The sequence below is a fragment of the Acinetobacter sp. ACNIH2 genome, from assembly GCF_002934965.1.
Taxonomy (GTDB): Bacteria; Pseudomonadota; Gammaproteobacteria; order Pseudomonadales; family Moraxellaceae; genus Acinetobacter; species Acinetobacter tandoii.
Map to the genome: position 1 here is coordinate 3,684,825 of NZ_CP026412.1, position 11,819 is coordinate 3,696,643.

Here is an 11,819-nt window from a genome sequence, read left to right on the forward strand (position 1 = left end):
TCTTGATTACTATTTTGGTCTGACGAAAGTATAACGAAAATTAGGGAACAATAAATAAAACTTTGGCATGAGTAACACTACTTGGAATATTGCCGAGGACTGCGTCCAAACCAACGTTTAAAGGCATGGTTAAATGCCGCTGGTTCAGAATAGCCCAATAATTCAGCAATCATTTCAATGGTGTACTCCTGATATTCAATTAACCTCAGCGCTTTTTCCTTAATTAATTGTTCTCTAATCTGCTTATAACTACTATTTAGCTGCTGCAACTGATGTCTCAGTGTGCGCTCTGGAACATGTAATGCTTGTGCTGTTTCCGCCATTGTTGGAATAACACCTTGCTGCAAGTCCAAATAGTCCTGAACGCGCTCCACCAAATCAGGTACTGCTGATTGCTGAGACAATCGCTTCATTTCAGCCTGACATTTATAATCATAAATACGGAATGTCATTTGATCAGCCGAAGGAATTTTAATCCCCAAAACAGCCTCATCAAACCAAAATGCAGCATAAGGCTTTGAAAAGGTAATATCCATCCCATAGTATGCTTGATACATTGCCAAAATCTCAGTATTTTCAGGCGGATCAAAGGGTAACTCAACTTTTAGCTGAGGCACGCTTAGCCCCATCTTCTTATACAACTCCTGAATAAACTTATATGTACCCGCCAATTCAGATTGCGTACGTAGCATATTTAGCTCATCAGTTAAATCATTGGCTTCATAACACAATGCCACCTGATGATTTTGAAATTTTAAACTCAGTTTAGCTGTAAGATGTGTTAGCGGCTGATATGCAATCACTTTTTCAAGGGCAACTCTAATATTGTCACTGGTCACCAATAGCATCAATAAAGGACCATACCCTGCTAACGTATAATGTTGCCCAATATTTAAGCCTTGCTCAGACGAAATATGCTCACCCAAGACCATCAATACATCACACTCTAAACTGGGGTGAATAATCGCAGTCGGGTCCAAGGTATCGACACTTAAACCAATGCCTTTTAACTGCTGATCAACATCAATCCCAGCTTTACGCATCGCTTGTATTAAATACATGAGACTGAGAATCGATCTTTTCATATTTGTGTCAATAAAGATAAGAACCCTTTTTTAACTCAATTCCCCGTATTTGAAAATTGCCGAATCTATCAAACTACAATCGTATATAAAGATGTAGGATTTCGTGCCGCCCGAATCTAATGTCAAAATTTCGATCATATCGATATCAACCACTGCAACATTTGCATACTTAGGCTATGATGGCACATCATTAAAATATCGCTTTACCTATGCAAGCATTTATTCTTATATCTCAGCTTCTTTTGTGCTTAGCCGCTGGATATTTCTTTGCAAAAAAAATTCCAAGTAGTTTAATTAAACTATGCTTTAAAGTCTTACCTTACTTTTCTTATTTGCTCTTGATTGGGATTAGCATGGAATTCACCCATGCCCTTGAAAATATTCATGGCTCTTCTCAAATATTAAGTAGTGCAACCGCACTGGCTTTTTTTACAACAATAGGGTCATTTTTATGTTGTTTTGCTCTCTATAAATTTATTGGCATACAACCTGTTTCTGGCAAAATTTCACTGTCATTATTATTCAAGTCCTTCATGAGTATCTCCTACGCGTGTATAGCACTAGCAGTAGGATTTCTTTTAGCAAAATTACTGGAAAATATAGGAATTCCAACCCAAGTAAATACATGGTATCTACTTCTGGTTTTCATGTTTTTGATTGGACTCGATCTTGCATTCAGCCCATTAGATCGCTCTTGGTTAAATTTTAAAATTCTTTTAGTGCCTATTGGTTGTATTGTTGGTTCTATTATTGGAGCCTTACTGTGTAGTATTTTTCTAAAACAACTACAATTGAAAGATCTGATTATGCTATCTCAAGGTTATGGTTTCTACTCCATGAGCGGAATTGTTGTTTCAGAACTTAAAAATCCTGCCCTAGGCAGTATTGCGCTAATTAATGATTTATTTAGAGAGATCTTTGCAATCATTCTCATGTATTGTATTGGCTGGCGTTATCCGCGTTCAGCAATCGCTTCAGCAGCAGCCACTGCAATGGATGTTTCCCTTCCAATGGTCAAACAAGCTTGTGGTAATGACTTTATCCCTCATGCAATGGTCAGCGGTTTTATTCTCTCTATTCTTGCACCGATTGCTGTTAGTGTGCTTGCTGCACTTTAAGAATAAGACATCCCTTGGTATTAATTTAAGAGTTAACGCCAAGGGAGTTAATAAGATCGAACCAGACACCCTACAGGTCTATATCAATATTACCAATAATATCACCCACAGCTTCAATAATGGCAGATCCGATATCTACCAAATCAATTCCAGCCGACCAATCAGTAGAAGAGCCTTCTTTCTTTTCTTCAAGTAACTTCGTTTCTTCTAACGTGTTCTGTAACGTGGCAAAATTCTCCGCTTCAGCAATCTCATCGAACTCTAACATTTTTTATTTACCACCTATTCACCTTTTTAATGGTGTATTCATACAAAAAAGCCTTTCATTAGAAAGGCTTTTATCAATTATTCGTAATATTAAAGATTACAGTGTTGCCAAGATATCTTTTAAGGTTTGACGTGGATTCTCAGATTTTGTAATTGGACGACCAATCACCAAATGTGTAGAACCATCTAGCATTGCTTGCTTTGGTGTAACAATTCGCTTTTGGTCATCTGCATTAGCCCCCTCAGGACGAATTCCAGGTGTCACCAATGCAAAATCCTGCCCCAACAATTCGCGCAACATTTTTGCCTCTTGCGCAGAACACACCACACCATCCAAACCTGATTCTTTGGTTAATTGTGCCAAACGCTTAACCTGTTCAAATGGCTCAACATCCAAACCAATATCACGCAAGTCCTCACGTCCCATAGAAGTTAGAACAGTCACAGCAATCAACTGAGTTGCATAATTCCCTGCTTTTAAACGCTCTACGCAGGTTTCCATCATTTTACGGCCACCTGATGCATGCACGTTAACCATCCATACACCCAAATCCGCAGCTGCACAAACTGCTTGTGCTGTGGTATTTGGAATATCATGAAATTTTAGGTCCAAGAAAACCTCAAACCCTTCTGCATGCAAAGCTTTAACAACAGATGGTCCCTCATGAGTAAATAACTCTTTACCAACTTTTACTCGACATAATGCAGGATCTAACTGCTCTGCAATGTGCAATGCATCAATTTGGCTTTTAGCATCTAGTGCAACAATGATACTCAAGAGAATTTACCTTTGATTAGACAAAAAGAAAGCCCATTATAATGGGCTTTTATTATCGTTTGTTACATCAAATACAGTTTTTTCATGCCTTGCATTTGCAGCAGCTTCAGCAGCAGCCAATTGCGCAGCCTGAATTTGTTCTTTACGCAGGTGATCAATATCTTTACGTAAGCGCTTAATCTCCCAACTTGTTTGAAACACGCGGAATACTTGCACACCAAGTAATAATCCGACCACCACACCTAAGGCTAAAGTCAGTAATAGAACCAAACCTAAGCGCATAGCTGGAACTTGTGTAAATAACAAATCGACAGTGACTTCGGTACCATTCTGTAAAACCAAAGCCAATGAATAACCAAATAAAATGATTAATATGGCGACCAATACATAACGCATATACACCCCACCTATTATTATTCTATAGCTTCATTCACTGCGTCACGTAATGCTTTACCAGGTTTGAAATGTGGAACTGCTTTTGCTGCCACTTCAACAGATTTTCCTGTTTTCGGATTGCGACCAATTCGTGGCTCACGATGATGCAATGCAAAGCTACCAAACCCACGAATTTCAATACGACTATCAGATGAAAGGGATGCAATCATTTGATCAATCATGATCTTAACAGCCTCTTCTACTAACGGCTCCGCTAAGTGCGGGTTTTTTAGAGAAATACGCTCAATTAAGTCAGACTTATTAAGTGCTTCAGTAGTCATCGGCGACCTCTTTAATTATCAAGCTACTTGTACCTAAACTGATAATAACCTGTTTAAATACAAAACGGTAGCGCAATAATTAAATACTACGCTACCGTTTACAGTATTTGTGTAAAAAGTATTAGTTAAATTACATTAACAATACAATTTATACGACCTACTTAGTGGTTCATTTGAGCTTTGATCAAGTCACCAATAGTCTTAGGACCATTGTCTTGAGATGCAGATGCAGTCTTCAAGTTAGCAACAGCTTCTTTCTCTTCAGCTTCGTCTTTCGCTTTGATAGACAAGTTGATAGAGCGAGATTTACGATCAACGTTGATGATTTTCGCTTCAACTTCTTGACCAACTTCCAAGAATTTAGTTGCATCTTCAACGCGATCACGGTTGATTTCAGAAGCTTTTAATTGAGCTTCTACTTCGTCAGCCAACTTAACAGTAGCGCCTTTAGCGTCAACTGCAGTTACAGTACCTTTAACCAAAGCACCGCGTTCGTTAGCAGCTAAGAAATCATTGAATGGATCGCTGTTCATTTGCTTGATGCCAAGGCTGATACGGTTGCCTTCAGCGTCTACAGACAAGATAACCGCTTCAACAGTGTCACCTTTCTTGTAACGACGAATTGCTTCTTCACCTTGTTCGTTCCAAGAAATATCAGACAAGTGAACTAAACCGTCGATACCACCTGGTAAACCGATAAAGATACCGAAGTCAGTGATAGATTTGATCGTACCAGAAACTTTCTCGCCTTTGTCGTGGTTCTTAGCAAACTCTTCCCATGGGTTAGCACGAGTTTGTTTAATACCAAGAGAAATACGACGACGTTCTTCATCAACTTCAAGAACCATAACATCAACTTCATCACCAATCTGAACAACTTTAGATGGGTGGATGTTTTTGTTTGTGTGGTCCATTTCTGAAACGTGTACTAAGCCTTCAACGCCTTCAGCGATTTCAGCGAAGCAACCGTAGTCAGTTAAGTTAGTTACGCGAGCTTTAACGATAGAACCTTTAGGGTAACGGCTCATGATCGCTAACCATGGATCTTCGCCTAATTGCTTAAGACCTAAAGATACGCGGTTACGCTCTTTGTCAAATTTAAGTACTTTAACAGTAACTTCTTGACCAACTTCAACAACTTCTGATGGGTGCTTGATACGTTTCCAAGCCATATCAGTGATGTGAAGAAGACCATCGATACCGCCAAGGTCAACGAACGCGCCGTAGTCAGTAAGGTTCTTAATAGTACCTGTAACTGTTTGACCTTCTTCAAGCTGAGCAAGAAGAGCTTCACGGTCAGCTGAAGATTCAGCTTCCATAACAGCACGACGAGATACAACAACGTTGTTACGTTTTGCATCAAGTTTGATTACTTTGAATTCTAACTCTTTACCTTCAAGGTGAGTTGTGTCACGGATAGGACGAGTATCTACCAAAGAACCTGGTAAGAACGCACGAACTGGACCGATGTCAACAGTGAAACCGCCTTTAACTTTACCAGAGATAACACCAGTAACGATTTCGCCATCTTCAAAGATTTTTTCAAGTTTAGTCCAAGTTTCAGCACGTTTCGCTTTTTCACGTGATAAAACAGTTTGGCCCATACCGTTGTCAAGAGCTTCAACAACAACATCAACTGTATCGCCAACTTGAACTTCAAGTTCACGTTGTTCGTTTAAGAATTCAGCACGGTCAACTACGCCTTCAGATTTAAGGCCAGTGTCAACTGTTACCCAGTCAGAGTCGATGCTTACTACAACGCCTTGGATGACAGCACCCTTTTCAACGTTGAGGTTTAATTCGCTTTCTTCAAAGAGGGCTGCAAAAGATTCGGTCATGATATACCCGATAAAGTATGCGGTCTTGGATCAGACAAGGCCGTTTTAGTTAAGCGTCTACATAGTCCGTTATAAACTGATCAAGCTATGCTTTCGCTAAAAATTTCTTTACTTGGCTAACTGCTTGTCGATATATTGAGTCATGAGATTAAACACTTCATCAATGTTTAATTCAGAGCTATCAATAATCAAAGCATCTGCTGCGGGTCTGAGTGGAGCGACTTCGCGTTCCATATCTCGTTTATCGCGAGCTTCAATATTAGCTAAAATGTCGTTTATTTTAACATCCAGCCCCATGCCCTGCAACTGTTTTACCCGACGCTCAGCTCTGGATTGTGCCGAAGCGGTCAAATAAATCTTCGCTGGCGCTTCTGGAAAAATTGAAGTTGCCATATCGCGACCATCTGCAACCAAGCCTGGCGCTTGTGCAAAGGCACGCTGGCGCTCGAATAATGCTGTTCTAAGCACAGGAATTGCAGCAACTTTTGAGGCAAACTCACCCACTCGCTCCGTACGAATAGTTTGAGTGACATCTTCACCATCTAACAAAATTTGTGTTTCATTTGAGGTTGTTACAAATTGTATGTCTAAATTTGTTGCAATTTCAGCACAATGATCAAGATGGGAATCAATTTCTTCCAATAAGCCTTGTTTATGCAATGACAGGCCTAGCAACCGATATAAAGCACCAGAATCTAATAAATGAAATTGATAATGTGCAGCTAATTTAGCCGCCAAAGTACCTTTACCCGAACCGCTAGGTCCATCAATCGTAATAATTTTAACTGTCATTGCTTTTCCGTTGTTGCCTTATACAGATTTCGCGAGTTTAGAAAAACCTAGTTTAATCGCAGATTTGAGCTGCGCAAGAATTAATTTATTCACAAAAGGAACACGTGCTTGTAATTCAATCGTATAGGTGACTAATGTTGAATCAGGCGTTAATGCTTCAAATTCAATAATCCCAAGATGGTGCTTAATGAGAGGGTTCTGAATAATTTTATATTCAATACGCTGGTTTTCTTGCATTAAAGTTATTTTTTCACGTAATGGCTTTACAGGACCAATCCCCATTCGACGAACCGAACCTAAACCATCAGGTCTTTGCGAATCATTTGAGTCGATTATTCGCTCGACTTGAATAGGAGCAAAAGCAACATTATACGTTGCATGTTTTGCTAATAAATCAAAAACTTGTTGAATTGGTGCTTCAAATTTCTTCTTTACTTGAATTGAATTCATACATATATCCATTTTGACAATTTTTATTGTCATTAGATTTTACATGAATTTATTTAATTAATCTGAACCCTGAAGTTTTTCTTGTCTTTTTTGTTCTCTCTTCTGCTGACGACGCATTTTAAAGAAATCACTCAACTGCTGAGAACATTGTTCCTGCAAACATCCAGAAACCACTTCAAACTGATGGTTATAGTAACCTGTTTCCAATAACCTACGCGCACTAACCAAAGAACCTGCTTTGGGTTCGGTTGCAGCAAATACCACCTTTGCAACGCGCGAATGTATTAATGCCCCAACGCACATTGTACAAGGCTCTAAAGTGACATATAGAACTGCATCAGAAGGCAAACGATAATTTTGCAAATTAAGGCAAGCTTGTCGGATTGCTTGTATTTCAGCATGTGCTGTTGGGTCGATTTTTGAAATAGGTGCATTATGTCCCATTCCAAGAATTTGATTCTGACTCACTAAAACAGCACCCACAGGAATTTCTTGTTGTGATGCAGCTATGGCAGCCTGCTCGTAAGCAAGCTGCATCCAATATTCATCGGAATAAAGTTCAAAGTCAGCCATTCAATTAGGTAATCACACCATACTGTTTCAGTAATTGATTCCAGCTTTCAATCGTTGTTACTGGTGGGTTTGCTGATAAAATTCCTTTTAGGGACAAATCTGTTCCTTTTGTCCATTCAGGTGCTAAATCTTTATCTACCAAACGTGCACGTACACCTTCCACAAAGTCTGCATGGCGAATTTTCCAATCAGAAATTTGCGTTTCTAATTCAAATACTTCATTCCAAGAGTGAATCTGCTTACCCCATTGCCATAATAGCCAAGTGAGTGCAGCAGTTGCAGGCGACCCTTTTTGTAAATTTTCACTGGCTTGACGCAACCAATCGCTACGCGCATCACGTAAACCTATGATTGACTCATAATCATGTTCAAAATTCACACCACGACAAACACTTTGAATCACATCCAGAGAGTTTTGTAATGGCCCAGGTCCAACAGGTCTATGTAGACTATTCAAAGTGTCATCAATTGCACGGAAATCACCTGCTGGGTAATGTCCCCAATCAATATTGATGAGCTTATCTAGCACTTTATCACGATGTGCATCACAAATATGCGTCGCCCAACCAATACTATAAGCACCAGCAGCCGTCATAATCGAACCAGTCAAACCAGTAAATAATCCAATCGCTCCACGATCTGCTAAGAAACGTGTAGCCCCAACATCAGGATATAAACCAATATTAATTTCAGGCATGGCTAAACGTGAGTATGGTGTCACCATACGGAATGGAGCGGCCATAAACAATCCTAAGCCACCACCCATGACATAGCCTTCACCCCACACCAATACTGGCTTTGCATAATTATGTAAAAGCAGATCAAGGGCATATTCTTGTTCAAAGAATTTATTTGCCGTATCAACTTCTGCATTAATCACCAGTTGGCGCAATTTACGTACATCTCCACCCGCACAAAATGCTTTTGGTGTGGTTGAATCCAACCAAATAGCTTTTACTTGATCGTCATGATGGAAATCTTGAAATACTTCCAATAATGCCGTGACGATTGATTCATCTAAAGCATGTAATGACTTTGGGCGATTCAAACGCACAATACGCCAGCCATTAATCGCTTCTTGTACGAGGATGTCAGGATGATAATTTTTTACTACGGGAGAATGTGTCATGCGTCCAGCTGCCAATTTATAGGCTCAATGCCATTATGTTTGAGATAATTATTTGTTTTCGAAAAAACTTTGCATCCAAAAAAACCACCACGATTTGCAGCCAACGGAGATGGATGTGCTGCTTTTAAAATGAGGTGCTTATTTGGATCTATTCTTTGTCCTTTACGTTGAGCATATGCGCCCCAAAGAATAAATACGATGTGTTCACGTTGTTCATTTAATACATCAATAACATGATCGGTAAAATTTTCCCAACCACGCTTTTGATGTGAAGTCGGCTGACCTGCTTCAACGGTAAGCACACTGTTTAATAAGAGCACCCCTTGTTCCGCCCAACGGGTTAAATCGCCATGCCGAGGAATTTCTACACCAACATCCGCATGTAATTCATGAAAAATATTACGTAAGGATGGAGGTAATGCAACACCTCTTTGCACAGAAAAACTTAAGCCATGCGCCTGATTTGGTCCATGATATGGGTCTTGCCCCAAAATCACCACCTTGACTTGCTCTAAAGGTGTCATATTAAACGCATTAAAAATCAAGCTATTCGGTGGATAAATTTCTTTCTGCGCTTGTTTTTCTGACACCAAAAAATCTCTTAACTCATCCATTTTTGAGCTGAGTAAGAAATCACTGAGTCCATATTTCCAACTGGCTTCAAGCTGAACTTTGTCCAACTTGTAGAGTTGTTGATCGGTATAAGACATGCTTATTTCCTAATCCCTTTGAATTCTTTCTTAGTTTTTAAATTAAATTTTTACTTGTAAATCCACACTTGGATTTTGGAATTTAAAGCCTTGTTTCAGCTTGTCGTACATGAATGGATCAGTCCATTCTGATTGTACTTGCTCAGAAAATATAATTTCGTCTAGGCGTAAAATTCCCATTTGCTCATTTTCAATATCTTCCAAAAAGCTTTGTGCATAACCTGTATCAGTTTCATGCACAATCACAGAATAAACTTCAACATCACCTTCACCATTTTGGGTTTCAGTCGATGCTAAAATTTGTTGTGCTAAAAAGAAAAATATTCTAGAAAACTGTTCTGCTGATGGCGAAACTGGTAATGAGACCCAACGTGCACTAAATTTTTGACATGCTTGAATATATTCCAAGTCATCATGTTGCCAAAAACAAATTGCATGATCAAAACTGTCAAAAATATCTTTGATTAAACCTTTAAGTAAACCAAAGTCATATACCATTTGACCATGATCCAACTTCGAAGCTTTAAGTAATAATTCAACTTTATAGCTATGCCCATGAATCGAACGCTTGCAGCGATCTGATGTGCAATTTCGCACTATATGCGCATTTTCGAACTTAAATAACTTACGAATTAACATGTGCCTTAATGGTATCAGTCATCAATGAAATAATGCTAATTATAGAACAAAAGTGACCCAAAGCACATTAATTTTCCCATTTAACATGATCGGTCTATTCTAATTTACTTATTCAGGAGTAAGAGAACGACTTAATACTGAAATTTTCTTATCTTCTCTCAAAAAAATGTCTGAAACTTCCGCTTCCTTTCACTGAGCATCACTTCAATTTTGGCACGAAAATAGCTCGACTTGACTCCAAGTAGACCTTGCACTGAGCTCTGTATATCCGAATTAACCTGATTAAAAGGCTCTAACTTCCAGAACTCTTCTAAATTAGAAAAATGCTCCATATTCTGTCGCTTGGTTTCCAATGCAGCTTGGACTGCTTTTACATCTAAATGCTCACCTAAACTCGCCAATACGATTGCAGGTGCAGTATTCACATTCACTTTGGCATCTTTCACCGATATAGCACTGACGTAGGGTGCAATTTTCAGGTAATTTTCACCTTCAAACCCTCGAACCATTTTTAGCTCATCTACCGCATGAAATTTAGTATTTGCTGGCAAATACGCATTATTAAGCCCACGATAATAGCTTTCTTCAGCTCCCATCGGCCCTACATTATCATTATCAGCATCTTGCCAATCAATCACAGCTTCACTTAATTCTGCTGTTAACCCCGCATTCACAAGTAATCGCTCGAACCATTGTTTTGCTGCCACATTGACTTGTCCTGAATCATCTACCAGATTATTCAGATTAAATTTACCTGATTCGTCATAGAGTTGCCCAGTCACGTAGCCATCTTCAACAGGGAATGCAGGCATGGGTTTTGCCCAATTTTCTTGTAAATAATCCACATCACCTGCATTTTCAGCATCTTCTTTTAACATTTCCGCAAAAAAAGTTTCCGCACTTTTTGCATACCACAATGATTGATTTTGTCTCATCAAATAAGCTGTATTATCTGCTGTAAACTTTTGACGTTGACCGATCGTTGCAGCCAAAATAGTAGCTAAAGCCACCATCACCAATATCGTGATTAATGCGATACCTTTTTGCTTATTCATTTGACATCCCATTGTGTGCATTCATGAACATTGACTGCGCTTTAACTCTTTTGTTTCTGCTCTAAATAATCTGTATTCAGCAGACTAAATACCCATTCATAGGCCACACCATTGACTGTTAAATTTATTTTTATTCCCTTTGGTAGTTTCTTTTTTTGCACCAAATCATCTTGCTGTTCTGCAAATTCAGGCCAAGTCGTGAGTTCATTCGGGTTCAATACTCTCACCTGAAATTGCTCAACATTTTCAAGCAATACACTCGACTCAGGTTGTATCTGTGTTGCTGCATTTAAACCACGTGAACGTAATCGATTTAATCGTTGTGTATCTGCCTGATATTGATATTGGATACGTTCCTCTGCTGGAATACCCTGTAATAGCGGATCTGTGACGCCTATTTTACTAAAAGCAAAACGTTCATTCTGCAAAACCAAAGCAGGTTCAATTTCACCATTTATATTTGAGGTCAACGGTGCAATCTGAATACTATCTTTTAAAATCTGCTGATAGGCTTGTTGTAAATTCGCCAGTTTTTGTTCATGTTGAGCATTACGTTCTTTTACTTTTATTAAATAATCAAAAACTTTCCACCCCAAAGCAGATAATACTGCAAAAATTGCAATAGCAACTAACAGCTCGACCAAAGTAAAACCAGCTCGTTTGTGCATA

The 11,819-nt window shown here is 39.0% G+C and carries 14 protein-coding genes and 1 pseudogene; 1 reads left to right on the forward strand and 14 read right to left on the reverse strand.

Going from position 1 to position 11,819, the window contains the following annotated elements:
* Window positions 1–77 precede the first annotated feature (77 nt).
* Window positions 78–1,085 (reverse strand): AraC family transcriptional regulator, encoded by a 1,008-nt coding sequence (locus C3F34_RS17600; protein ID WP_104442214.1) that lies wholly within the window; start codon window positions 1,083–1,085, stop codon window positions 78–80.
* Window positions 1,086–1,294: 209 nt separating this feature from the next.
* Between C3F34_RS17600 and C3F34_RS17605 the strand changes: the two genes are divergently transcribed.
* Window positions 1,295–2,203, forward strand: a complete 909-nt coding sequence (locus C3F34_RS17605) for a lysine exporter LysO family protein (RefSeq protein ID WP_104442215.1) — start codon at window positions 1,295–1,297, stop codon at window positions 2,201–2,203.
* Window positions 2,204–2,273: 70 nt separating this feature from the next.
* Here the strand turns inward: C3F34_RS17605 and C3F34_RS17610 are convergent, their stop codons facing one another.
* The 13 genes and pseudogenes from C3F34_RS17610 to gspJ form a co-directional block, all read right to left on the reverse strand.
* The gene (locus tag C3F34_RS17610; protein WP_044740022.1) at window positions 2,274–2,471 is read right to left on the reverse strand and encodes a hypothetical protein; all 198 of its coding nucleotides are present in this window, start codon (window positions 2,469–2,471) and stop codon (window positions 2,274–2,276) included.
* 96 nt (window positions 2,472–2,567) lie between these two features.
* The gene (gene pyrF / locus C3F34_RS17615; protein ID WP_044740023.1) at window positions 2,568–3,248 is read right to left on the reverse strand and encodes an orotidine-5'-phosphate decarboxylase; all 681 of its coding nucleotides are present in this window, start codon (window positions 3,246–3,248) and stop codon (window positions 2,568–2,570) included.
* A gap of 36 nt (window positions 3,249–3,284) precedes the next feature.
* Entirely contained in the window at window positions 3,285–3,644 is a 360-nt protein-coding gene (locus C3F34_RS17620) for a lipopolysaccharide assembly protein LapA domain-containing protein (protein ID WP_044740024.1), read from the reverse strand.
* A gap of 17 nt (window positions 3,645–3,661) precedes the next feature.
* Window positions 3,662–3,964, reverse strand: coding sequence for an integration host factor subunit beta (locus C3F34_RS17625; protein ID WP_016167694.1), 303 nt, complete (start codon window positions 3,962–3,964; stop codon window positions 3,662–3,664).
* Window positions 3,965–4,125: 161 nt separating this feature from the next.
* Window positions 4,126–5,802: a 30S ribosomal protein S1 gene (gene rpsA, locus C3F34_RS17630; protein WP_016167693.1), complete on the reverse strand. Its 1,677-nt coding sequence runs from the start codon at window positions 5,800–5,802 to the stop codon at window positions 4,126–4,128.
* A 108-nt stretch (window positions 5,803–5,910) separates the two neighbouring features.
* Complete coding sequence (gene cmk / locus C3F34_RS17635) at window positions 5,911–6,594, reverse strand: (d)CMP kinase (protein ID WP_104442216.1); 684 nt, start codon at window positions 6,592–6,594, stop codon at window positions 5,911–5,913.
* A gap of 18 nt (window positions 6,595–6,612) precedes the next feature.
* A complete protein-coding gene (locus tag C3F34_RS17640) occupies window positions 6,613–7,044 on the reverse strand; it encodes an SRPBCC family protein (protein ID WP_016167691.1) in 432 nt (143 codons plus the stop codon).
* A gap of 57 nt (window positions 7,045–7,101) precedes the next feature.
* A complete protein-coding gene (gene tadA, locus C3F34_RS17645) occupies window positions 7,102–7,617 on the reverse strand; it encodes a tRNA adenosine(34) deaminase TadA (protein WP_044740025.1) in 516 nt (171 codons plus the stop codon).
* A gap of 4 nt (window positions 7,618–7,621) precedes the next feature.
* On the reverse strand, window positions 7,622–8,746 hold the full coding sequence (locus C3F34_RS17650; protein WP_104442217.1) for an enoyl-CoA hydratase/isomerase family protein: 1,125 nt from the start codon (window positions 8,744–8,746) through the stop codon (window positions 7,622–7,624).
* Window positions 8,743–9,456, reverse strand: a complete 714-nt coding sequence (gene ung / locus C3F34_RS17655; protein ID WP_104442218.1) for a uracil-DNA glycosylase — start codon at window positions 9,454–9,456, stop codon at window positions 8,743–8,745. Before ung ends, C3F34_RS17650 begins: the two co-directional genes overlap by 4 nt.
* A 42-nt stretch (window positions 9,457–9,498) precedes the next feature.
* Entirely contained in the window at window positions 9,499–10,095 is a 597-nt protein-coding gene (locus tag C3F34_RS17660) for a 6-pyruvoyl trahydropterin synthase family protein (RefSeq protein ID WP_044740028.1), read from the reverse strand.
* A gap of 108 nt (window positions 10,096–10,203) precedes the next feature.
* Window positions 10,204–11,150 (reverse strand): annotated as a pseudogene (gene gspK / locus C3F34_RS17665) (type II secretion system minor pseudopilin GspK).
* A 41-nt stretch (window positions 11,151–11,191) separates the two neighbouring features.
* Window positions 11,192–11,818 carry a type II secretion system minor pseudopilin GspJ gene (gene gspJ, locus C3F34_RS17670; protein ID WP_044740030.1) on the reverse strand — a complete coding sequence of 209 codons (627 nt, stop codon included), beginning with the start codon at window positions 11,816–11,818 and terminating at the stop codon, window positions 11,192–11,194.
* Window position 11,819 lies beyond the last annotated feature (1 nt).